Here is a 25,313-nt window from a genome sequence, read left to right on the forward strand (position 1 = left end):
GGAACTCCGAGCCTTGACGATGTTTACGATTGGTTTATTGAGCAATTCAGCCAAACCGCGCCCATTGGGCCTTTAGCTTCAGTTATGGGAACTAATGGCACAGCTAGTCTTATTTTAGGAAAAAATAGTGTTATGGCTTCAATTAAACGAAGTCAATGATTGACCAAACAATAGTTAATAGTGAAAATTGGGCTTTAAGTTTTTATCAAAAATATGAAGCTGTTTATAAAACACCAAATCAATATTATCCTATTGACCCAATTATAATTCCTATTGCCTTTCAAAGTTCTAATATTGTAGTGCAACCTTTTAACCCCACTGTTCCTAGTTATTGGTGGTTGGGTGCGTATTTGGAAGTATTAATTAACATTCCTAATATTGACACTAATGTTATTGCCTACAACCAAAATCTCAAAATTAATAATAAAACTTTAATTCAATTACCTACTAAAGTTAGTTATTCTTTAAAGTTTATTGTTCCTACAAGAATGAGCGAAATAACTTTGTCTATCTGGGAATATATAGAGCCATAGTGAAATAGAATTATTTTTTTAACGAATAGAATTTAAGGAAAAATATTTGAATTGTATTTTTCCAAAGAATTAGCGTTATATAAAGTTATCAATAAAATTCAAAAAATGCCACCAGAAACAGTTGTCACTATTGGCATGATATCTACTTTTGCAGTTGTAATTGTTGGCAGTTGGGGAGTTTTTAAGTACATAGGAAAAATAGAGTATCAAATCAAGGAAAATGAGAGTAATTTAAAAAATATAGAGATTTTATTAAAAGAAAGGGATAAAAGGTTATTGAGAGAAATGAAGCGTCATCGTCTTTGTGTTAAAGATATTGAAAATTTTTTATCAAAAACACTTGAATACCACATTCGACCTTCGATTGAGATGGAAGATAACGATTTTTGATTTTTACCGTAATTTACTTTGTCCAAAATGTGGCAGCAATAATATCCAGGAAGGTTGGATTAATTATTACTGCTTGGATTGCAAGCACATTTGGCCTCGAGCAAACAACTTGGGGATTCTATGGGAGTAATAATTCTTGCCCAATTTTCACCTTCACTACCATCAGTAACTCCAAGAGCAACTACTTTACCACTTTCCAAAGTACCAATTATTTCACCATCTGGTTTGTCTCTAACATTCAGAGGAGAATCAGTTAGATTTCCTACTGTACAATAACCAATAGGAGTTTGAGCTAATTGATATTTGGGAATTGCTCTAATACTTGTTTCAGTAGTAATAGCTTGAGCAACTATTTTAAATTCTAATAGATATAGAAAAGCACAAGCAGTAGTCATTAGATATTTTTTCCAATTATTCATTTTGAATTTCCTACAATACCATTTCCAACTTCTTTATTATTTCAAATTTAACCAGAGGTAATTTCAGTTATCAGAGGTTGTCTGAGAAGTCTCATTTGCTACATCAAAGCCCCCTAAATCCCCCAATTTTGGGGGACTTTAAAGCCCCCTAAATCCCCCAATTTTGGGGGACTTTTACCAGCTAATATCATGTCCGGTTGAATAATTAGACTTTGGTAGAAGTAAGGCAGAAGGCAGCTATGCTGGAGGCAGAAGCTTTTCTCCTATTGTCACCTTAATTTTATACACAAACGATGCTACCGGACATGATATAATTGATTTTTATTCCCCCCAGAATTGGGGGGCTAGGGGGGCAAAATTCAGTATTAAACAACTTTTGAGATATCCTGATCAAAGCCCCCGCGCATCCCCCAAAATTAGGGGACTTTTACCAGCTAATTGATTTTTATTCCCCCCAGAATTGGGGGGCTAGGGGGGCAAAATTCAGTATTAAACAACTTTTGAGATATCCTGATCAAAGCCCCCGCGCATCCCCCAAAATTGGGGGACTTTTAGATGCAAATTGACTCTTGTTCCACCCATAATTGGGGGCTAGGGGGGCAAAATAATTATCAATTATCAATAAACCTAGAATAATTAAAAGCATCTAATAATCGTTCGGATTTGTTATCCAAAATCAAATCAGCTATTAAAATTGCTGTTACAGGTGTTAATAAAATTCCATTCCGATAATGCCCAGTAGCAATAGTCAAATTTTCATAATTACTTGTTCCTAATATTGGCATTTCATCTGGAGTATCAGGACGAAAACCCCACCAAAATTCTAATATTTTGTAATCTTTTAAAATCGGATATAACCGAATAGCATTTCCTAATAATTCTTGAATTCCTGCTGCTGTATTTCCCTCTGAAAATCCGACTTTTTCATTTGTTGCACCGATAACTATTCTTCCATCTTGGCGCGGCACAATATAACTTTCTGTTCCAAATAAAACTTGTTGTAAAGGTAGATTTTCTCTAGTTATATCTGAAGGGATTTTTAACGACAACATTTGCCCCTTTCTCGGAAATACAGGAATTGGTAATAACTCCTGAGACCATGCACCTGTAGCTAATACATAATGTTCTGCTTGTAACTCACCTATTGATGTTTTGATGCTTTGAATTTTACCTTTTTGATGAATTATTTCTATAACAACTCCTTCAAGAATATCAATTTTTAACTCTTTAGCTGCTGCAATAGTTGAATTGTACAAATAACGATTATCTACTTGCCCATCTTCAGGATAAGACCAACCACCAATTACCTCTTGACTTAATCCTGGTTGATATTCATGGATTTCAGCTTGATTTAACCATTGATAATTTAGGTTTTGTAAAGTACAATTTTCTCTGTCATTTTCTGCATAAACAGGGGCTAAAATACCACAAGGCCAATAACCAGTTTCTATACCACTAATTGATTCTATTTTTTTTACCCATTCTGGATATAATGCCCGACTTTTTAAACATAAATCTAACATTTCACCAGGGGGAATAGCTTCTGCTTGAGGAGCTAACATTCCAGCCGCAGCATTTGTCGCTGTTTGCTGAAAATCACGGCTAATAACTGTTACTTTAGCTCCTCGTAATGTTAGCTCTATTGCTATTGATAGACCAATAATACCGCCACCAATAATTAGGATATTACTTGATTGATTCATTTTCTAAATAAGGAGTAGTGAAGAAGGATGCGATAAGATTTTTTTACATGGATTTATGGATAATTATTGGCAACACTTTTTAGTTCTGTACTTTAATTATATTCAAATATATAACAGTCGCCACTATAGTTAGGAAATCGGATAATTATGATGATTTATCAAAATAATATGGGTCTAAAACCCCGCCTTTTAAGGCGAAATATTTTTGGAGAGTTGCTCAAATCCCCGTTACAAAAATCACTTCTGTACGGGCGTTAGCGGAGCTTTGCGCCAGCAAACGGCCGTTTGCTTCGCATAACTATCGTTAACGCCCCTACTGACTTCTGACTTCGTTAAGACGCGAGCAAGATGCTAATTATTAAACATCAACCAGGCGGTTGCTATAAATAATATTTTTTCTATGTTTTTATTATCAGAAAATAATCCCAAATCATTTGTAAAAAACCAAAAAATAGCTCAAAAGTCTGAAACTTTTATCCCTAGTCTGGTATTCCCTTTTTGGCAGATATTTTTAGTAATTTTTTTCAAGCGGTATTCTATCCATCATAAGTCCAAACAATTTCGGAACCTTGCCCCCAAAAACCATTATATTTAGTTACCTTTATATCTCCTAAAACTTGCACTTGACAAGACAAACGTTTACAAGAATTAGGGGAATGAGGAGGTACAGAAAGTCTGGCTTTTTCTCGCCATTGAAGTGGAGAAACTTCTCCTTCTATTTCCACTGCACAAGTGCCACAAGTACCAATACTACGACAGTTAATAATTGAAGCATTGCCGTTATAGACATCAACACCATTTTTCAGTAAAACCTGACGCAGATTTGCACCATACTCGCAAGTTATAGTTTTACCTTGAGCCTGAATCTTAACCATAATAAATTATTTTATCTATATTAGTTATCTATGTTAACAGTTAAAAGTTAAAAAAATTAAAAGATAAAGTAAAAAATTAGTGAAAAAGCAGTATTGATTATAAAGTTTAAATGTAGGGGCGAATGGCATTGGCTAGCGCCAAGCTCCGCTAACGCCCTCTCCATAAGTTGAACAGGACTTACACAAATTGACCTTTAAACCATCATCTGTAGGAACAAATAGCATTCGCCCTCGCCATCTGTAGGGGCGAATGGCATTGGCTAGCGCCAAGCTCCGCTAACGCCCTCTCTGCGCAAGTCCTGTTAAATTGAAAAATTCTCTGAATTTCTAACACCCCTAGTAATAATGAAAAAACTCTGGATTTACGATACAACCCTACGCGACGGTGCCCAACGAGAAGGACTATCCTTATCCCTAGAAGACAAACTACGCATCGCCCACCAACTCGACAGCTTAGGGGTTCCTTTTATTGAGGGAGGTTGGCCAGGTGCAAATCCTAAAGATGTACAATTTTTCTGGCAACTAAAAGAACAACCTCTTACTCAAGCAGAAGTAGTCGCATTTTGTTCCACTCGTCGTCCGGGAAAACAGGCAGCATCTGATACCACTCTGCAACCCATTTTATCTGCTGGTACGCGGTGGGTGACGATTTTTGGCAAATCTTGGGATTTGCACGTTGTTGAGGGGCTGAAAACTACTCTGGAAGAGAATTTAGCAATGATTGCAGATACGATTTCCTATCTCCGCAGTCAAGGTCGTCAAGTTATCTATGATGCAGAACATTGGTTTGATGGTTACAAAAATAATCCTGATTATGCTTTGCAAACCTTAGCTGCTGCAACAAATGCTGGTGCGCAATGGTTAGTTCTCTGTGATACCAATGGCGGTACTCTTCCCCACGAAGTTACTCAGATAGTGGCAGATGTTTCCCATGCTTTACCCACTGCAAAATTAGGCATTCACACTCACAATGATTCGGGGACTGCTGTTGCTAATGCTTTGTCTGCTGTCCGAGAAGGAGTGGGGATGGTACAAGGAACTATCAACGGTTATGGGGAACGTTGCGGTAATGCTAACCTTTGTACTTTGATTCCTAATTTACAAATAAAGTTGGGTTATGATTGCATTCAAGCACAACAACTGGAAAAATTGACTCAGACCAGTCGCTTTATTAGTGAAGTTGTTAATCTTGCTCCTGATGACCACGCGCCGTTTGTGGGTTTGTCTGCTTTTGCTCATAAGGGTGGTATTCATGTGTCCGCAGTAGAGCGCAACCCTCTGACTTATGAACATATTCAACCGCAACAGATAGGGAATAGTCGTCGCATTGTGATTTCTGACCAAGCAGGTTTGAGTAATGTGTTGTCAAAGGCAAAAAGTTTTGGTATTGAGCTAGACCGTCAAAACCCTGCTTGTCGGCAAATTCTGGATAGTTTAAAAAAGTTAGAAAATGAGGGATATCAATTTGAGGGAGCAGAAGCTAGTTTTGAGTTATTGATGCGAAAAGCTTTGAAGCAAAGGCAGCATTTCTTTGAAATTAAGGGTTTTCAAGTACATTTGGATAAGGATGGTGAAAAAGTTAGTAATTCTCTGGCGACGGTGAAGGTTACTGTTAATGGTCAGGATATTTTGGAAGTTGCTGAGGGAAATGGTCCGGTTTCTGCTTTGGATGCTGCTTTGCGGAAGGCTTTAGAAAATTTTTATCCAGCGATCGCTAATTTTTATTTGACTGATTATAAGGTGAGAATTTTGGATGGTAGAGCTGGTACTTCTGCTAAAACTAGGGTGTTAATTGAGTCTAGTAATGGTCAGCAACGGTGGACGACTTTAGGGGTTTCTTTTAATATTTTGGATGCTTCTTATCAAGCGGTTGTTGAAAGTTTAGAGTATGGTTTGATGGCGGAAGTCAGAAGGCAGAAGGCAGAAGGCAGAAGGCAGAAGGCAGAAGGGAATCTTACGTTGTCTTAGCTTGCCAAGGATTGAATTTTGGCTAATAGCTTAAGTCATTTTAAGATGACTCTTGAGGAGTATGTCATCTTTTTTATCTTTAGGACTTACGCAGTACAAAGTATTTTCGTCATTGCGACTCACAGGGTTTGCGGAGCAGTCCGGAACGGAAAGCAATCTCAAATCCCTAGTTTTTCGTACCTCATGCGTAAGTCCTGTCCGTTCTACTTTGCGATCGCAACTCGGAAAATTTCAAAAAATAAAAAATCCAGGCAGATTAAACTACTTGTCAACCCCTTTTATATCATGTCCGGATAATTAGTGATGAAAAAATCTTCTCTTCTTTTTCCTTCTTCTTTACCTATTTTTCTTCCCTCCTGTAGGGGCGCCATTCGTCAGCTATGCGTCAGCAAACGGCCGAAAGCTTGCGCATAACTATCGTTAACGCCCCTACTCCTGACTCCTCTCTCGTTATTTATAACTATTCAACCGGACATAATATTAGAAGTAAAAAATCAAAAGTTAAAAGTCAAAAGTTAGACTTTATTTCTGTTATCAGTTATCAGTACTGACCACCTTTTTCAACTTACAGAATAATTTAAGGTGAAAATCCTCTCCTTTATAAGGAGAAACAAGAAAAGATTTTCATTATTAGTCAATCCTATCCGTTTTCAAGGATAGGTAATTATTAATTATTAGGTGGTGGTGCATTGTAATAGTCGTGCAGAACGTCGTGCAGAACGGGCAAGATGCCCATTCCACGTACGGTAGTGGGAGCATCTTGCTCCCGTGCCAAGCATTCCTTGTTCCTTGTATACCATTACTATGCAGGACTACCAATAATTAATTATCCATTATCAATTATCAATTATTGAAAGTGCGTGTTCCTGCAAAACCTCCAAAGGCACAACTTCTAAAGCTTTTTGATGAGTTGCTGACAAAACTACTGGTGGTGCAACTCCAGAATCTAGAGCTTCTTTCCAACGAGACGCACACAAACACCAGCGATCGCCCGGTTTTAAACCAGGAAAAGAATATTCTGGTCTAGGTGTACTCAAATCATTACCACGACGTTTGGTAAACTCCAAAAATTCTGCTGTCACTGCTGCACAAATAACATGGGAACCAAAATCTGATGGTCCGGTCTGACAAAACCCATCCCGATAAAATCCAGTCATGGGAGAAGTGCAGCAAACTTCTAAATTTTCACCTAATACATTTAGTGATTCCATCATTAGATATCTCCAGAAAAGAGGGAACAGGGAAGATACAACATATTCCAAGTATATAAAGTACAAATATTAACAATTAAATGTTCATAGTGCGGGCATCTTGCCCGCGATCTGCCTTCTGCCTTCTGCCTTCTGCCTTCTGCCTCCTGCCTTCTGCCTCCTGCCTTCTGCCTTCTGCCTTCTTCCTTCTTCCTTCTTCCTTCTTCCTTCTTCAATTATTTGCTACTTGACTTTCAACTTTCTCCAGAATTTTTGCACCTATAGCCTCTGGAACACGGGTATACTCAAGAGTATTGTTCAAGTTTTGACCTTCCTTCAAAACCCAATTGACCATTTTCTTAACTGCAGTTGCTTGCTCTGAAGTCTCATAATTTGCCTTAATTAATAGCCAAGTCACTCCAACGATGGGGTATCCATCATCAGGGTTAGCTTCGTTAGCAGGAGTAAAGTCTTGATAAAATCTTAGTCCGGATAATGCAACATTCGCCTCTTCGAGAGTAGGTTCGACAAACCGACCCTGTAGGTTCTCCAGCATTGCTGTTGACAGGTTGTTTCGACGAGCAAAAGTATCTTGTACATAACCGATCGCTCCTTCAGTTTCTTTCACTAAAGCAGCTACTCCATCATTTTTGTTACCTTCCAGGGGATTTTTTGGCCAACCAGGTTTTCTGGATGCACCCACTTCTCGGCTAAATGTTGGACTTGCAGCACTCAGATGCCTGGAAAAAATGAAAGTTGTACCACTACCATCAGCTCGTACTACAGTTTGAATAGGTAAGTCAGGTAGGTCAACTCCTGGGTTGTCCTGAGCAATTCGGCGATCGTTCCATTTAGTAATTTTACCTGCAAAGATATCTGGCAATACCAACTGAGATAGTTTGAGTTCGGCAACTCCTGGCAAATTATAAACTACTGCTACAGCACCTCCTGCGGTAGGTACCATAACTACTCCTTTTGGCATTTGCTCTATTTCTGCTGCAACTGGTGGTGCATCTGTACCTGCAAAGTCAACAGTATCTGCAATAAAACTCTCAATACCTTTGCCACTACCCACCGAATTGTAATTTACTGTAATTCCTGTATCTTGTTTTAGTTGTTGAAAATAACGCTCATATAAAGGAGCGGGGAATGATGCTCCTGCACCTTCAAGAGTTTGGGCGATCGCTTCACCAACAGTGCCAAGTGAAAGAGTAACTGCTGCAACTGTTGCTGTTAGAGCATTGTGCCAAATAGTTTTTAATAAAACCATATATAAGCCTCCGGAAAAATCTAATTATTTCTTAAGTTTCTAGTTTATTAATATCTCTAGATAATAACGAGGATAGCAGTTTGAATACAACACAGTTTATTTATCTTACTAAATCTTTATATTACTAAATCTTTAGATTTTTACAGAGACACTATAGACGATAATTTAATTAGATAATATTGTCAAGATTTTACCAAAAATTTAATCTCTTGTTAACTTTATTCAAAAACTTTTATTATGTACTCTCTATTACCGAAAAATCGTGGTCTAAAGCCTCCCCTTTTAAGGGAAAAAAAAAGAGAATTCCGTATTTTCTTGCCTCCTTATTGCAGAGGTACTGTTAACGCAGTTCCTCCTTTGGAGGCTAACTGATAACTGAAATGACCTGACTAAAAAATATTTTAGCCTGAAACTAATAGACATCTCCAAAAATCTAAAATAAAATCAATTATTATCCATAAATTATCAATTATTTCTCCCTATTCCCTGACTTCTGCAAGAAGTCTAATAGTTCTCTAAATAAACATCTTCATCATCTAAACTGTAGTTATTATAATTGTTCAATATCTGAGAATATAGAATTTTTCAGTAAGTATGAAGTATACTGCTGGAGGTTCCCCTTAGCCTTGACAAGGGAGATCCCCCCTAACCCCCCTTGACAAGGGGGAAACTGGAAGTCCCCCTTTTTAAGGGGGATTTAGGAGGATCGTTGATGTACCTCACGCCTTATGAAAACCGCTATATATCGACAAAATATGAACAGTCAATATATATTTATGTTAGTCGGGTTTCTATTAGCATCATATTCAATTGTAGCTAACGATGCCATGCAAACCCTGGGCACATTTTTAAGTTCTAATTCTCAGCGCCCTTGGTGGGTATTATGGCTGTTTGTTTGCTCCGTTTTGTTGGCAGTTTTTTTCTATGGCTGGATTATTAATGATGGAGATATAGCTTATGGGCGTTTGGCAGAATTTCCTTTTCCTGAAAATTTTAGTTGGATTTATATAGTTCCTCCTTTCGTACTTTTATTTTTAACAAATTGGGGAATTCCTGTTAGTACCACTTTTCTCATTCTCACAGTTTTTGCTCCTAGCAATCTCACCAGTATGTTGACTAAATCACTTTTTGGCTATGGGTTAGCTTTTGTCACAGCTATACTTATTTATAAATTCATAACTAAAGCTTTAGAAGAGAAGTTTCTAAGTACAGCAGACCAAGAACCACCTATTCAGTGGGTGATTTTGCAGTGGGTATCAACAGCATTTCTGTGGAGTCAATGGTTAATTCAAGACTTGGCAAATATCTTTGCATACTTACCACGAAATCTTGATGCTTCAATGCTATTTTTTTCAATGTTTGTGATGTTACTTTTATACGCAATTATCTTTTACAGAAATGGTGGTGCAATTCAACATATAGTTACCAGTAAAACTAATACTCAAGATATTCGTTCGGCAACAATTGTAGATTTTATTTATGGATTAATTTTATTATTATTTAAGGAATGGAGCAAAATGCCGATGAGTACAACTTGGGTATTTATAGGTCTTTTAGCTGGACGAGAAATAGCAATAGCTCACAATTTCCAAAACCGCAAAATGAAGGATGTAGGTAAGATTATTTTTAGTGACGCTTTAAAAGCTTTTGCTGGTTTAGCAGTTAGTATTGTTATTGCCTTTGGACTTCCTTTTCTAGAAAAAATTATTAGCAATTAAGTTATGGCAGGGAACAGCAGCGCGACCCCACGGATTGTGGCAGAGGTCGGGACGAAGCGCCACCCGTACCTAAGTCGGAAGTTTCGCTAGCAAAATAATCTCAGATTTCCTGCCAAAATTTTGATAACCTATCCAAATGTGAAATCATCAGTGTAACACACCGAAAATTAAAATCTAGATGGTGCGTTATATCATGTCCGGATAATTAGTGATAAAAAAACTTTCTCCTTTTCTTCTTCTTCCTCTTTAATTCTTTCTTCTTATTTCTTCCCTCCTGACTCCTGACTCCTGAGGACTCCGTCATTTATTTATAAGTATTCAACCGGACATGATATTACATTTCATTAACGCACCCTACTGGACTGTTTCACCTAAAATAGTGCATTAGGGAGTAGGGAGTAGGGGAGTGGGGGAGTGGGGGAGTAGGGGAGATCAAGACACCTAGAAATAAAAATAAGAGTGCACAGTTTTAGCTGTGTCAGTCTACTACTGGCGTGTCAAGCTGAAAATGGTGTATTAAATTTTTGAGTATAATTCTTGCTATGACTAAGGTTTGGAGAATTTTCCTAAAACACTATTTCAAGCTTGACGCGCCACTACTGGACTACAAGGTGATGAAAAGCAGTCGAGGGATGGTGAGGTATCCCTTCCCTCCGGTCCCGAAGGGAACGCTATATCCAATGGACAAAGAGAAAAGAGAATTTCGTATTTTCTTACCTCCCTATCACAGGAAGTACTGTTAGCGTAGCTCTGACCTTATGAGGCTAACTGATAACTGATAACTGATAACTGATAACTGATAACTGAAGTGACTACTGACTACTTCACCAGGGTTATAGTAAACTGGCAGTTTATTGTAATTAAGTTTCAAAAATGCGCCAACTATCCAGTGTTGAGCATCAATTAAACTAATACATTAAACCCAAAATGGCCGTGAGGAGTTGAACAGATGAACAGACCTGAAGATAAAGATGCCTTATATATATTAAAAGAAACAAGTCGTACTTTCTATATTCCTATTAGTCAATTACCATCTGGGCTAAAAGAGGCAGTGACATCGGCCTATCTTTGTATGCGTGCCATTGATGAAATTGAGGATCATCCCGGTCTAGATAGCTTCACAAAGGCAAAATTGTTGCGAAAGATTAGTTTACTTTTACAGGAAGGAATTGACCATTCAAGTTTCCAGAACTTTTCAGCAAAGTTAGACTTTAATATTACTCACCTACCAGAAGTAACTCAAAGAGTAGGAGAATGGGCAATACTAGCTTCAGAGACAATAGCGCCGAGGATTTGGGATGTAACTGCAGCAATGGCAGACCGGATGGCTTATTGGGCGGAAAATAATTGGGCAATTCACACAGAATCAGATTTAGACCGCTATACTTTTAGTGTAGCTGGTGCAGTGGGATTATTACTTTCCGATTTATGGAGTTGGTACGATAATACTAAGACTAATCGTACTGAAGCAATTGGGTTTGGGCGAGGTCTACAGGCAGTAAATATTCTCCGTAACCATTCAGAAGATTTAGATAGGGGGGTAGATTTTTTTCCTCATGGTTGGACTGCGAAAGATATGCAAGTTTATGCTCAACGTAATCTTTTATTAGCTGACTCTTATACTAACTCTCTTCCTTCAGGACCAGCACGAAATTTTTGTCAAATTCCTCTCACCCTTGCTCATGCGACTCTGGATATTCTGACGATGGGGCAAGAAAAGCTAACTCGTTCAGAAGTGATGGAATTAATTTCTCGCCGCAATAACTCTGCTTGATATTCTTTAGTGTCTTTGACGTACTCCCCGCGCTAAAGCGATGGGGATTCTAAATATCGCTATTTAGGGCTTGCTGATTAAATCTGAAAGCATTGACTGATATTGGTTGTAGCATTTTTTGGTCTAAAAAAGTGCGCCTGTTTTCAGCAGAAGAAGCTCATGCATGCTAGTATTTTGGGACAATTATGGCAGAAAAATCACTATATCCAATTTTTCCGACTACTTCCTCTATAATTCCCATTTCCCCTGTCTTCCCCTCCCCTCCTGGGAGGGGTTAGGGGTGGGTTGGGAGGGGGAGGGGCGAGGGGTGGGTTGTCTCCTGTCTTCCCTCCTGGGAGGGGCGAGGGGTGGGTTGTCTCCTACCCCTACTAAAAGACTTTTGAGCGCAAACCCTATTTAGACTTCCTCTTTCATCGAGTCGGCTTACTCGTTTGAGTTTCCTCATTCAAGCAGAGGTCAGTCTCTCCAGAGGTGTTACTTTCCCTGCGCCCTCTGACTTGATACTTTTTAAACTTAGGATATCCTTTCTTTCCAGGAGCTTTAGCTTTGCAGTTTTTGTAGAATCTTTCAATAGCTTCCCAAGCCCTTTCTGCATGAGCTTGTCGTAGGGGAGCCGTCGGATTGGCGACGTACATAGAATTAAGTTTTTTTGCCCAGGGAAACTCTGGATTATCTGCTAATATTTTGCAGTATTTGTAGGCAACCGATACGACTTTTAACCTGTCCGTCCATCCATGCTCTGACGATGCTATTACGGACAAAACGACCAGTACGAATGGCCTCATCCAGCTTTTCGTATTGAGCCTTTTCTCCTTCTAATTTCATCTCATAAACCAGCATAGTTTTATCGTTTTTGCCTAGGATAGAATTATAACATTAAAAACAGGAAAATAACAACCTTTTTACTCTTTTTTCAGGGATTAAAATCGCCCGTTCGCTTTTCATCCACGCACTAAAGTGAGGTGGCTTTCAAGCTGTCGTCCTTCCTTTGTAAAGTAGCATTAATATCAATTCCGGCCAATTAAATATTGCTTTTCGGTAAGTTGGATAAGTTGGATACAAATTTAATATTAATTTTATATTATCAATAAAAAATGGGTGTTAGTGAAGCCCGTGTATGATATTAATCCTAATTATTTAGAAGTTAGGAGGAAAGAAAGAAGAAGAAAGAGTAGTAGAAGGAGAAAGTTTTTTGTTTGTGCTCTTATCCAGACAAGATATCATACCTCTTTTCACCAACGCCAAAAATGGTTAAGTCCTAAAACTAAAATATTTCTAGAAAAAAATTTTAGCGATGCTAGGTAATATATCTGAAATCAAAATCCATCGAGTACGATGGGCACTTGCTCTGGGTTGGTGTCTTCTAATTTTCTCACTATTCTACGATCCAATATCCAGTAAGCTAACAGAACCTTCCAATACACTAAGTCCCTTCAGACTCAATATAGAAAACTGCGTCCTGGTACAAGGAAAATGTCTTGAAGAGATACCCTATGCGATGGGAGCTTCTATTTTTTGGGGCATTATCGTGCCTTCTGGTGTTTTCATTTTGCTGGTGTTAGGACACGAATTTTGGCGACGAATTTGTCCCCTATCCTTTATTTCACAAATTCCTCGTGCCTTGGGATGGGAACGTAAACGCGATCGCGTCAATCCTAAAACGGGGAAAGTACGCAAGGAATTGGTCAAAGTCGCCAAAAATTCATGGCTAGCTCAAAATCATCTTTCCCTACAATTTTGCCTTTTCTTTCTAGGGTTATGTAGTCGCATTCTTTTTGTCAACTCCGATCGTCTAAGTTTAGGTTTGTTTTTAACATTCACCATTCTTACCGCACTAACGGTCGGTTACCTCTATGGAGGTAAAACTTGGTGTCACTATATTTGTCCGATGGCTCCCGTAGAAAAGATTTATGTACAACCAAGATCGCTGCTCAACAGCACCGCTCACGAAGGCGATCGCCAACTCATTACCCAGTCCATGTGTCGCACAGTAAGTCAAGATGGTAAAGAATTGAGTGCTTGTGTTGCCTGTCAAAGCCCTTGTATTGATATAGATGCCGAAAAGTCCTATTGGGATGGGATAAGCAACCCACAGGAGCAAAGACTCTACTACGGCTATGTTGGCATTACAATTGGGTATTTTTTCTATTACTATCTTTATGCGGGGGGCTGGGATTATTATTTATCGGGGGTTTGGGCTCACGAAGAAAACCAACTGGCTAATCTACTCACACCAGGGTTTTATTTGTTAGATCAACCTGTAGATATTCCTAAAATTCTAGCAGTACCCATAACTCTTGGTCTATTTACCTTTGGCGCGATAGGCATTGGTAGTGCCTTGGAAGACGCTTACAAAGCCTATCAGCATCGCCATCACCAATTGAGTGACCCCTTAATCATTCGGCATCGAATGTTTACGTTGTGTACATTTTTCATTTTCAATTTCTTCTTTGTTTTTGGAGGGCACAATTTTATTCAATTATTGCCATCACCCTTGCCTGGTCTTTTTACGATTTTAATGGCAGTATGTAGTAGCTTGTGGCTTTATAGAACTTGGCCGCGCACTCCCAGTCTTTATCAACGGGAAAGTCTTGCCAGTCGATTGCGAAAGCAGCTTAAAAAGTTGAATTTGGATTGTGCTAAGTTTTTGGAGGGGCGAACTATTGACGATCTTAGTGCGGATGAAGTTTATGTTCTTGCTAAAGTTCTGCCTGATTTCTCCCAAGAAAAACGTTTGCAAACTTACAAAGCGATGCTGCGAGATGCCATTGATGAGGGTTATGTGAACCCCGCTGATACTCTCGAAAGCTTCAAGCAAATGCGGCAAGAACTGGGTATTTCTGATGGAGATCACGATACCATCTTAACGGAACTAGGCCAACAATATCCAGAGCTGTTTGATCCTCGTAAGCCGCACAATAGAGAAAACTCTCTGCGGTTGGAGAGCTATCGAGAAACTCTCCTGGAAATTATCTTACATTCTGGGAAAACTCACCCAGATCGAAACTGGGTTGCTAACTTGATGAAAGCATTCTCTGAGGAAACATCCAATGAAGTGTTAGAAGACCTTTTGAAAAGTTTATCCCCAGAAGATCGCAAGCTAGTTCAAGAACTTCGTCAAGAATATAGCATTACTACAGATGACGAAGCAGATGCTCTTAAACACACTGACCCCTATCAGTTGTGGAAGGCGATCGCTGAACCTATTGGTTCCCTAAAACATATGAGTGCTGGAGAAGAAAAGGAACTCCGCCAAGTTTTCCAATATATTGATTCAGATGGGTCAGGATATATAAGTTTAGATGAGTTACAAATTTATATTCGTGCTATCGGTATCTATATTGATGATGTTCAAATTGAGAAGATGTTGAAAGCTGCAGACACAAGTGGTGACAATCTAATCAGTTATGAGGAGTTTGAAGCAGTCTTTAAGTCTTTGAAATCTCAGACAGAATTTAGAATTTAGAATTTAGAATTCAGAATTTAGAATTCAGAATTCAGGAGGGAAGAAAGAACAAAAGAAGGAGAAAGTTTTTTTATCACTAATTATCCGGACATGATTTAATTGTGTAAATCAATAGAGTTGTCGCTAAATAAAGGAAAAAAATCGCTCTAACCTAGACAGAGCAATAATTCCAAGCTTTTTTATTCTCAAATAGCTACAATCCTTACAGAACAAGGTTTTTGGGGATTTTTTAAGTTATAAAGCGACAAGTCTAATATACTCAGGACTTACAGATAACCGCTATATATAGTAGGTGTTAACGGCAATTAACCCCAACATATGGTGTATAGATACATATTTTGCGTAAGTCCTGATAAATAAAAATGTTGAGTTACAGCGGTTTTCATTTCAGTAGACCACAGTAGGGACGTTGCATGCAACGTCCCTACAGGGTTTTGGTTATGGCGATGTGGTTCATCAATTTGAAAAGCGCTGTAAGCAGCAGCACAACCCAACATAATTATTGTCAGAAATTCAAAATTTAGAACCTTGTCTGAATATTAACTATTGCTGTAAGCAAATTCTGGAAGTTCTTGGTTAGCAGCTCCAGCAGATGTAACTTTTACCTCTCCATTTTCATCTAAATCTACATAAATATTTTCACCATTCTGAATTTGACCAGCTAATAATGCTTCTGCCAAAGCATCCTCTAACAAATGCATAATTGCGCGACGCAGTGGTCTGGCACCATAACTAGGGTCAAATCCATCCTTAATTAAGCGCTCCTTAAAACTGTCACTGAGTGTCAGAGTCATATTGCGTTCGCCCAAACGACTGAATACTTCCCGCAGCATAATTTCTGCAATTTCCTTCACCTCATCCTTATTCAACTGACGGAAGACAATAATTTCATCCAGTCGGTTGAGAAATTCTGGGCGGAAATACTGCTTGAGTTCCTCATTGACTAAATTGCGGATACGGTTATATTGAGCTTCTTCTTTATCCTCAGCAAACTCAAAACCTAAACCACCGCCACCTTTCTCGATGACCTTAGAACCAATATTAGAAGTCATAATGATTAAGGTATTTTTAAAACTGACTACACGTCCTTTAGCATCAGTGAGACGACCATCCTCCAAGACTTGCAACAAGAGATTAAATACATCTGGATGAGCTTTTTCAATCTCATCAAATAGTACCACGGTATAAGGACGACGACGAACTGCTTCAGTAAGTTGTCCACCTTCGTCATAACCAACAAATCCTGGAGGTGAACCAATTAGTTTAGAAACTGTATGACGTTCCATGTATTCTGACATATCTAGTCGAATCATGGCTTCCTCAGAACCGAAGAAATAAGCAGCTAATGCTTTTGTCAGTTCTGTCTTACCAACACCAGTTGGACCGGAGAAGATAAAACTAGCAATAGGTCGGTTGGGGTTCTTTAGACCAACACGGGCACGACGCAAAGCACGAGATACTGCTTTAACTGCATCTTCTTGACCAATGAGACGTTGGTGCAGAGTGTCTTCCATGTGTAGCAGTTTCTCAGATTCAGATTCTGTCAACTTACTCACAGGTACTCCCGTCCAAGATGCCACAATATGAGCAATATCCTCTTCTGTCACCACAGGAGTAACTTTAGTTTTTTCTTCTTGTCTATCGGTATCGCTCTGTTCAATTTGTGCTTGAATTTCCAGTTCGCGATCGCGCAGTTGACTAGCTTGGTCAAAGTCCTGTGCGCGAATAGCTTCTTCTTTATCTTTTGTCACTTGTGAGATTTCTCGTCTCATATTCTTGAGCTGTGGTGAAAGCATTGAATTTTTGACTCTAACACGAGACCCTGCTTCATCTATCAAATCAATTGCTTTGTCTGGTAAGAAGCGATCGCTAATATATTGGTCTGATAGTTTAGCTGCTGCACTCAAAGCTTCATCAGAAATAATCAACCTGTGGTGTTGTTCGTAAGCAGAGCGTACACCATAGAGAATTTCAATTGTTTCCTCTACAGTAGGTTCGCCCACTTTCACTGGTTGGAAACGACGTTCGAGAGCAGCATCTCGTTCAATATGCTTGCGATATTCATCCAGAGTAGTCGCCCCAATACATTGTACTTCGCCTCTGGCCAAAGCAGGTTTAAGAATATTAGCAGCATCCATACTACCTTCTATGGCACCAGCACCCACAACAGTATGAATTTCATCAATTACCAGGATAATATTGCCATTGGAGCGGACTTCATCCATAATCTTTTTGAGTCGCTCTTCAAATTCTCCTCGGAACCTCGTACCAGCAATTAAGGAACCGATATTCAGACTTACCACCTGTTTATTTTGCAGAAGGTCCGGAACATCTTGGTTAATGATACGTTGAGCTAACCCCTCAGCGATCGCTGTTTTTCCGACCCCAGGTTCGCCAATGAGGACAGGATTATTTTTTGTCCTCCGGCCCAAGATTTGAATCATCCGTTCAATTTCTCGTTCCCGGCCCACGACTGGGTCAATTTTACCCTCTGCTGCTAATTTCGTCAGGTCTGTACCAAATTCTTCTAGAGTTACAGCTTTCTTATTTCCAGAATTAGAGCTTCCAGGAGAAACTGCAGCAACTTCTCCAAGGGAGCGAATTATCTGAGTCCGAATCTTGCTTCTATCAATTCCCAAATTGTCCAATACTTTAGCAGCGACTCCTTCAGAATCTTGGAGCAATGCTAGTAGCAAATGTTCTGTACCGATATAGTTATGGTCTAGTTTTCTTGCTTCTTCTAGGGATACTTCTAACATCCGTTTTACCCTGGGAGTAAAAGGAATTTCTGCCGGAGTAAACCCAGACCCACGGCCAATTATTTGTTCTACTTCGTTCCGAGCATCTTTGAGATTGACATCATATTCTTTGAGAACTTTAGCCGCAATACCTGTACCTTCACTAATCAAACCCAGGAGGATTTGTTCTGTACCCACAAAGTTATGTCCAAGGCGACGAGCTTCTTCCTGGGCCAACATGATCACTTTGATTGATTGTTCTGTAAAGCGTTCAAACATGGTTACTTTTCCTTACTTACTGATAGTTACAGGGGATATGTCCTTCCTGTAGTTTAATTGTTATAGCAGGGAACAGGGAACAGGGAACAGCGGTGCGACCCCGCGGGGCGCGACAGACGCAAGGGAACGCGCACTCCTGTGAGGGAACAGTAGGAAAAACATTTCCTTGGGTAAAGTTCATGATTAGTCTATGTCCTAACCAACTCCTTCCTTGCTATACCTACTTTTAAACCACAATTAGGCCATAAATAGAAACTAATGTAAATTTTTGTTTACTGTAACTAATTTAGCGTTGTTAAAGTGCGAGTGCCTAGTGAGGAGAGCCGTAACCGAAAATTAAGTGAGGATGAAGAGGCCAAATAGCTAGTCTTTTTTATTTATAGTAGCACTTGGGAAATAAAGTTGACATACTCTTGGGCATTGAGGTATGGAGATTCTCCTAAAATCAGAATTCTTGGTTCACAGAAAAATTATATCCTTTGAGATTTCTGATAATATTATCCTTTTCTCAAACCATTATAGGGACATTCCATGGAACATCTCTACATTAAATAGCTAATTCGGCTAATAATAATTTAGGTAACTGATCTTTAATCTATGAGATAAAGTTTTACCGAATTATTAATTGTTAATTATTAATAATTAAATAATTCGCGCCTTGAAGCCTCCCCTTGATCGGGGAAAAAGCGGTCGAGGGATGGATGGGTTTCCTAACCATATCCAATCGACCAAGAGAAAAGAAATAATATCTCCTTATATTCAATTCCGTAGCGGTTAAAACCCGAGGTAATTATCAATTATCCATTATCAATTATCAATTAATGAAATCCCCCTGTCCCCCTTTGTAAGGGGGAGTCTTCAAAGTCCCCCTTGAAAGGGAGATTTAGGGGATTGTAAATGTGCTTCATAACTGTGGTAATTGCTATAAGTTAACTACAGAATTTATAGGATCATTAACCAAATCATTTCTGTAGTTAAGTTAACTCATTGTAAGCATTTCCTCCGGAATTCTGCGCAAACAGCCGTCAGCGCTTCCCTGCGGGATGCTACGCAAACAGCGTTCAGCTATTGCTTTTAGTTTTAGATAAAAGCTTTAGTAATTGAGGCAGAATTTATACTTACTACCAAAGTCGGCTGAAACAGTCTATATTCATTTAAACCCCCTCATAAGAGCTGACAGCTGACAGCTAATAGCTGAATGCTTACAACTCATTTAGTTTATGAGTTTGAAGTATTTGTTAGGCACTAATTAACCAACTATAGCAATATGACTTGAGTTGTGAGATATTGCAAACTTTTAGGGAACACCGGAGCTGGGAACACCGGAGCTGGGATCTGGGAAGAAGAAAAAAACAGATTATATAAATATCAGCACTTACGCAAAGGCACTATTTATAGAGTTAAAAGACTATTGGACAATAGTTTTGAGCGCTATATATAGCGTATCTGCGTAAGTCCTAAGTATAGTAATTGCTATATTCTATACTTTTAAGGAACATCTCAATTCTCACAACTGATTCCTGATTGCTATATCTCAAGACTATTAATAAATAGTCAAATATTTGACTATTTTAAAATCCATAGAAATTATACCGATTTGTTAAAGATATGGAAGAGTTTAATCCCCCCAAAACCCCCTTTGAAAGGAGGGAATTAATAATTCAGGTTTGCCACAATTTTATTAAGATAGTATTATACCAATAATACCAAGTTTTTTGCATAATTTTTTTGCATAATTATTAAATTATCAAACACCACAATTTTCAGCTAAATTTTTCCTTAATAAAATTAATAATTATGCTCAAATCCCTACTGAAAAGCTGTTTGTATCTGAGGGAAAAATCCAAGTTATCAATTTTTATAAAGGTGTTGACAATTAATTTTTTTTGTTTAATGTGGTAATAACTATACGGATAATGTCTTAAAAATATTGGTGTGAGCTTATAGGTAAATAAACTTAATTGCTGTTCAAAGTGATTCGCTTACTACTTATTTTTAGGAGTTTAAACCATTATGAATACTCAAATAAATGCTACTTCTCAAACGGTTACATCGGCTTTAACTACAGCCGAAAATTATCTACAGCTATTTGCCAATCATGCCAATTTTCTACAGAAAATGGTTGTCGCTTTTGGCAATGATTTTAATACTCAAAATGCCTTAGGTTTAAAGTCGGATTGGTTATTAGGAGATTTTAGTGTTATTCCTCCCATTGAAATTCGGGACTCCGCAGAAATTAATGGGGCAAATGGAGCTTTGCGGGAGACAAAAATAGGATTTATTTATCGCGGGAATTTTTAACAGCAAATGCGGGTGATGTTGAGGCAGTTGCGACTGTTTTGTTAGAGGAAATTGGTCATGCTGTGGATTGGGAATTAAATTCTGTTGATGGGTTGGGAGATGAAGGAGCGATTTTTTCTCATTTGGTGCGTGGGGATGTGTTGAGTGAAGAGTATTTGCAGGAGTTGAGGGTTGAGGATGATTCGGCAACTGTTCGGTTGGATGGAGAGGTTATTAATATCGAACAAGCAAACTTTACAGGAAACTTTGAAGGTGCAAGTGAAGGACTAAAAAATCTATATAAATTTCTACAACCAGCCATAAATTTTGAAGTTTACAGTAACGAATTTCCTATCTTTGGAAATGCTCTGGGAAAAGGGGAACAACAGGAAACACAATTTATCGCAGAAGCAGAAAGAAATATTCAAGAATTTGATGAATCAACATCCGATCCTTCTCTGTTTCAGCAAGCTTTAGCTCAAGCATTTGGAACTGGTGGTTTGGGTTGGCTGCAAGATTTGAATAATGATGGTAAAGCTGATGAAAAAGATGTAAAAATAGCTTTGGATGAGAGTGATGATATTAAGTTTGACTTAAAACTTAAGCCTAAAATTGAGGCTTTTAAAACTGATATAGAAAGCGATTTTGGATTACCTGGGTTGGGTTTAAATATTGCAGGAGAGACCGAGGTAAAATTTGATGTTGAGTTGAATCTTGGTGTGGGTTATCACAAAGATAAAGGATTTTATTTTGAGACTTCAAATAATGATGAATTAACTATCAATTTAGATGCAACTCTTCCTAATCTTAGTGCCACAGGTGAACTGGGTTTTTTACAAATAAAAGCAGATGACAATAGCTCTAGTTTTAAAGGTGAGTTAGCCGTTAATTTTCAAGATGCTGATAGTAATCCTAGTGACAATCGGATTTACGCAACAGATTTTGATTCTATTATTAATGTTGGGGATTTTGGGGATTTTATTGATGCAAAATTAGACGGTGGAGCTGATATTAATCTGGGTATAGAAACCAGTTTTAATGGTTCTGCAAAACTACCATCCATTAGTTCTGAATTGAATTTGGATTGGCAGTTTAATAATGCTGAAGCTGACCCTGATAAAAAAGAAGAATTTGGGGATTTACCTGAGATTGGATTTAACAATGTTCAATTAGATATGGGGACGTTTTTTAATGATTTTGTCGGTCCCACATTGGAAAATGTTAAAACAATTACTGAACCAATACAACCAGTTATTGATATCTTAACTACACCTATAGATTTAAAAGTTATCCAGTTTACTTTATTGGATTTAGCAGAAACTATTTCCAAGGATTTTGACCAAGAAGATAAAGAGTTTATAGAATCAATTGCCCAAACAGTTCAACTGATTAATCTAATTCCAACTGATAGCGACCTAAAATTGGATTTGGGTAGTGTAAAACTGCCTAAAATTGATGTTAGAAAAGAAGACCTACAAAAACTGGTCGATAATGATTTTGATATTACAAAAATAGCTGATTCAGTTGACAAGCAAGTAGCTAAAGATGAAGATGCAAAACGATTTATTACCAGTCTCAATAAAATTCCTGGAGAAGGGTTAAAATTTCCCATTATTGATGACCCCATGACGGCATTTAAGTTGTTAATGAATCAATCAGATGTCAACCTGTTTACTTACCGAATAATTAAGGTTTAAAGCCTCTCCTTTTAAGGAGAAACAAGAAAAAATTTTCCTTTGATTCAATCCTCTTCCTTTTAGGGAGAGGTAATTATCAATTATCCATTATCAATTATCAATTATTGAAGACCCACCAGGGCTAGATTTTAACTTGAAATATAGCGAATATTTCCCGATTTTGCCTCCTTTAGGAGCGCGAGTTAGTGGTAATATTGGGGCACAGATAGATGTGGCATTTGGCTATGATAGTCAAGGGTTAATAGAATTTGCATACGGTAAAGATGGCAAATTTAACACAGAGGATGATTTTGAGAATATTGAGGATATTTTTAATGGCTTTTATGTCAGTGATAGGGAGAATGCAAATGGCACGGGGGAGGATGTTGCCGAAATTAAACTCAATGCTGGAATAGAAGCTGCTGGGGAAGTTAATCTGGTTGCTGCCAAAGGAGGTGTTGGTGGCGGACTTTATGGGGATATTAATTTTGATTTGAAAGATCCCAACAAGGATGGTAAAGTCCGAGTGGATGAGTTTCTGGAATTAATTGCAGACCCTTTGAATATGTTTGATACTTCGGGTGCTTTAACTGCTGGTATTAACGCATATTTAAAGTTGGGTGTCGATCCATTTTCTTACACAAAACGATGGGATAGTGACAGGGTGACATTACTTGATTTCAATAGCAGCGCGACTACCCCTAAACCCCAACTAAAACTGGCAAGTAAGTTGGCGGGAGGAAATTTACGTTTAAATATGGGGCCTGATGCACCACAGCGGAAAATTGTTAATACTGAGGATGGGGAAGAAGAGTTTGTGGTAAATTCTCAGGGGAATCAAATTCTGGTTTCTGCTTTTGATAATATTCAACCTTACTCAGGAGTGAACAAAGTTGTCGGGAATGGGGGTGAGGAAAATGATGTTATTGAAGTGAAAGCAGCGGTGCAGGTTGCTACACAAATTGCAGGTGGTAACGGTGATGATGAGATTACTGGTGGTAGTGGTAAAGATACTATTGATGGTGATGCGGGTTGGGATCGACTTACAGGAGGTAATGGGAATGATTTGTTGCGTGGTGGTGCGGATGATGACTGGTTGGATGGTGGTGCGGGAGCAGATATGCTTGATGGAGGCGAAGGGTTTGATGTAGTTAATTATGATTCCGCTAAGAAAGGAATAACTCTGAATTTAACTACGGGCAAACACAAGGGAGATGCGAAGGGGGATAAGTTCAAGTCTATCGAACAAATTTCCGGTTCCCCCCATGCTGACAATATTACTGGCAGTCGCAAAGGAGATGTTCTGGATGGCAGCGATGGAAATGATGTAGTTAAAGGTGGTGCGGGTAACGATACTTTGATGCCTGGGGATGGAGATGATACTATTGATGGGGGTAAGGGGAATGATGTGTTGGTTTTGGATTATTCTCAGTTGGAGACTAGGGCGATCGCTTGGTTAGGAGAAGAAAAAGATTTGTTATCGAAGGTTTTTGTAGGAAATGCTTATGGTGTGGGAAATCCTCTCAAAATTCCTCTCATAGATGAATATACTAGAGCTTACGCTCCTTCTGGTGGTGCGGTTCGTATTTCTGCCGATGGTTTGAAAGTAGCGTGGGAGCAGCGGGACGATAACTCTTCTAATGAAGGATTTTGGATGACAGAAATTGCGAATCCTGAAGCACCTGTAAAAATTCCTAACGTTCCTGAAGATGGTCTTACCTTTGGAGATGCCGGAAGAACATCTTTCTCTTCGGATACAAGGAAGGTAGCATGGCTGGATTTTGTAACTAACCCCGGCAACAGCGGAAGCATTTATAATCTTTATGTGGCAAACACAGATGGAACTAACTTAGTAAAAGTTGCCTCAGAAATCACTATCCCATCGGGCAGAAACAAACCAATCTCCTTATCTGGTGACGGGAAGAAGGTTGCTTGGACAGCTTCAGACAAAAATGGTGTCACGCAAATCTTTCTTGCTAATAGCGACGGTAGCAAAATTGAGCAGGTATCTAAGGTTTCTTTTGGACGTTGGGACGACGATAAACATATTGATTCGCCTTCTCTCTCCGATGACGGTTCTATTCTTACTTGGCGCGAGCATTCTCTAGCTTCATACACACCAGACTACATTTGGGTGAGGAGTTCTGATGGAACAATTGAAAGGAAAGATGAATATCAAGGCGATGAGATTCAATCCCTCAATGTTTCTGGAGATGGTTCTAAAATCTTCTGGTTAGGTTTCCAGCCAGGACATACTCCTCCTAACAGCAGTCGCATTCGTGGGGAACATGGTATCTGGGCTTTCAAAACTGATGGTTCTGGAAAAGAAGTTGGCGTTGCGACAGAAAAAGCAGAAGGTACTATTTCTGCTTTTGACCATCTATTAAGGAACTCGCGAGATGGAGAAACAGTTGCCTTTCAGAAGTATAACGACAATGATACAACGAGCTTATTTGTTGCAAATGCAGATGGAACGGATACACCGACCTATATAGCTTCTTCTGCTGATTTAGGCAATTTGACTCAGTTAATAAGCCCTGTTCTTTCCGACTATGTTGACATAGGAGTGCGCTACGAGAAATTCAACCCTAAAACTGGCAGCGGTCAAATTACCACCTGGGGACCGAGTTGGGTGAATTTCAAAAGCATCGAACAATTCAACCTCACAGGAACCCGCTACGACGACGAACTCTATGGAGGCAACAAAAACGATACCCTCATTGGTGGAGGGGGTGACGATACCCTCAAAGCAGGTAAAGGCGATGACATCTATCAATTAGACCCCAAAACCGCAGGAGGAAGTCAAATAGAAGACACCGCAGGTAAAGACACTCTAGAATTAATTCAAACTCAGGTTAACCAGAAAAAGGGGGAAATCAACCTCAAGGAAATTAAATTATCCCTCTCCGATGTCAAGCGCGACGGCGACAACCTGTTGGTCAACTTAAACAACAATAGTAAAATTGATGCCACCGAAGACCTGAGTATAGTCAACTTCTTCGACCGCTCAAAAGCAGGAAAAGGCTTCATCGAA

15 protein-coding genes and 2 pseudogenes are annotated in these 25,313 nt (G+C 38.8%); 9 read left to right on the forward strand and 8 right to left on the reverse strand.

What is annotated here, in order from left to right:
• The first annotated feature begins 155 nt into the window (after positions 1-155).
• Together SAGCYANO_RS24425 and SAGCYANO_RS24430 are read left to right on the forward strand one after the other, a co-directional pair.
• A complete protein-coding gene (locus SAGCYANO_RS24425) occupies positions 156-533 on the forward strand; it encodes a hypothetical protein (protein ID WP_202222458.1) in 378 nt (125 codons plus the stop codon).
• Positions 534-638: 105 nt separating this feature from the next.
• Positions 639-923, forward strand: coding sequence for a hypothetical protein (locus tag SAGCYANO_RS24430; RefSeq protein WP_202222459.1), 285 nt, complete (start codon positions 639-641; stop codon positions 921-923).
• 59 nt (positions 924-982) lie between these two features.
• Here the strand turns inward: SAGCYANO_RS24430 and SAGCYANO_RS24435 are convergent, their stop codons facing one another.
• From SAGCYANO_RS24435 to SAGCYANO_RS24445, 3 genes are all read right to left on the reverse strand, one after another.
• Positions 983-1,342 carry an SH3 domain-containing protein gene (locus SAGCYANO_RS24435; RefSeq protein WP_202222460.1) on the reverse strand — a complete coding sequence of 120 codons (360 nt, stop codon included), beginning with the start codon at positions 1,340-1,342 and terminating at the stop codon, positions 983-985.
• 611 nt (positions 1,343-1,953) lie between these two features.
• Positions 1,954-3,045: a glycine oxidase ThiO gene (gene thiO / locus SAGCYANO_RS24440; protein WP_202222461.1), complete on the reverse strand. Its 1,092-nt coding sequence runs from the start codon at positions 3,043-3,045 to the stop codon at positions 1,954-1,956.
• Positions 3,046-3,581: 536 nt separating this feature from the next.
• A complete protein-coding gene (locus SAGCYANO_RS24445; RefSeq protein ID WP_202222462.1) occupies positions 3,582-3,920 on the reverse strand; it encodes a 2Fe-2S iron-sulfur cluster-binding protein in 339 nt (112 codons plus the stop codon).
• A gap of 345 nt (positions 3,921-4,265) precedes the next feature.
• On the opposite strand from SAGCYANO_RS24445, the gene cimA reads away from it, so the two are divergent.
• Positions 4,266-5,888 carry a citramalate synthase gene (cimA, locus tag SAGCYANO_RS24450; protein WP_202222463.1) on the forward strand — a complete coding sequence of 541 codons (1,623 nt, stop codon included), beginning with the start codon at positions 4,266-4,268 and terminating at the stop codon, positions 5,886-5,888.
• A gap of 836 nt (positions 5,889-6,724) precedes the next feature.
• Here cimA and SAGCYANO_RS24455 read toward each other — a convergent pair.
• From SAGCYANO_RS24455 to pstS, 3 genes are read right to left on the reverse strand one after another with little or no spacing between them, the layout of a single operon-like run.
• Entirely contained in the window at positions 6,725-7,102 is a 378-nt protein-coding gene (locus SAGCYANO_RS24455) for a DUF2237 family protein (RefSeq protein WP_202222464.1), read from the reverse strand.
• Entirely contained in the window at positions 7,102-7,314 is a 213-nt protein-coding gene (locus SAGCYANO_RS24460) for a hypothetical protein (protein ID WP_202222465.1), read from the reverse strand. Before SAGCYANO_RS24460 ends, SAGCYANO_RS24455 begins: the two co-directional genes overlap by 1 nt.
• Positions 7,311-8,348 carry a phosphate ABC transporter substrate-binding protein PstS gene (gene pstS, locus SAGCYANO_RS24465; protein ID WP_202222466.1) on the reverse strand — a complete coding sequence of 346 codons (1,038 nt, stop codon included), beginning with the start codon at positions 8,346-8,348 and terminating at the stop codon, positions 7,311-7,313. Before pstS ends, SAGCYANO_RS24460 begins: the two co-directional genes overlap by 4 nt.
• 755 nt (positions 8,349-9,103) lie before the next feature.
• Here pstS and SAGCYANO_RS24470 point away from each other — a divergent pair.
• Together SAGCYANO_RS24470 and SAGCYANO_RS24475 are read left to right on the forward strand one after the other, a co-directional pair.
• Positions 9,104-10,066, forward strand: a complete 963-nt coding sequence (locus tag SAGCYANO_RS24470) for a hypothetical protein (RefSeq protein WP_202222467.1) — start codon at positions 9,104-9,106, stop codon at positions 10,064-10,066.
• 949 nt (positions 10,067-11,015) lie between these two features.
• On the forward strand, positions 11,016-11,840 hold the full coding sequence (locus SAGCYANO_RS24475) for a squalene/phytoene synthase family protein (protein ID WP_202222468.1): 825 nt from the start codon (positions 11,016-11,018) through the stop codon (positions 11,838-11,840).
• Positions 11,841-12,304: 464 nt separating this feature from the next.
• On the opposite strand, the pseudogene SAGCYANO_RS24480 reads toward SAGCYANO_RS24475, so the two are convergent.
• Positions 12,305-12,680 (reverse strand): annotated as a pseudogene (locus SAGCYANO_RS24480) (RNA-guided endonuclease TnpB family protein); the annotation flags it as partial.
• Between the two features lie 658 nt (positions 12,681-13,338).
• Here SAGCYANO_RS24480 and SAGCYANO_RS24485 point away from each other — a divergent pair.
• Positions 13,339-15,306 carry an EF-hand domain-containing protein gene (locus SAGCYANO_RS24485; protein WP_237396643.1) on the forward strand — a complete coding sequence of 656 codons (1,968 nt, stop codon included), beginning with the start codon at positions 13,339-13,341 and terminating at the stop codon, positions 15,304-15,306.
• Between the two features lie 539 nt (positions 15,307-15,845).
• On the opposite strand, the gene SAGCYANO_RS24490 is transcribed toward SAGCYANO_RS24485, so the two are convergent.
• Positions 15,846-18,323, reverse strand: a complete 2,478-nt coding sequence (locus SAGCYANO_RS24490) for an ATP-dependent Clp protease ATP-binding subunit (protein WP_202222470.1) — start codon at positions 18,321-18,323, stop codon at positions 15,846-15,848.
• Positions 18,324-20,336: 2,013 nt separating this feature from the next.
• Here SAGCYANO_RS24490 and SAGCYANO_RS24495 point away from each other — a divergent pair.
• The 3 genes and pseudogenes from SAGCYANO_RS24495 to SAGCYANO_RS24505 all read left to right on the forward strand — a co-directional run.
• A complete protein-coding gene (locus tag SAGCYANO_RS24495) occupies positions 20,337-20,624 on the forward strand; it encodes a hypothetical protein (protein WP_202222471.1) in 288 nt (95 codons plus the stop codon).
• Between the two features lie 38 nt (positions 20,625-20,662).
• Positions 20,663-22,300, forward strand: coding sequence for a hypothetical protein (locus SAGCYANO_RS24500; protein ID WP_202222472.1), 1,638 nt, complete (start codon positions 20,663-20,665; stop codon positions 22,298-22,300).
• A gap of 133 nt (positions 22,301-22,433) precedes the next feature.
• Positions 22,434-25,313 (forward strand): annotated as a pseudogene (locus SAGCYANO_RS24505) (hypothetical protein); the annotation flags it as partial.

It is taken from the genome of Okeania sp. KiyG1 (assembly GCF_014132355.1).
In the GTDB taxonomy this organism is placed as follows: Bacteria; Cyanobacteriota; Cyanobacteriia; order Cyanobacteriales; family Microcoleaceae; genus Okeania.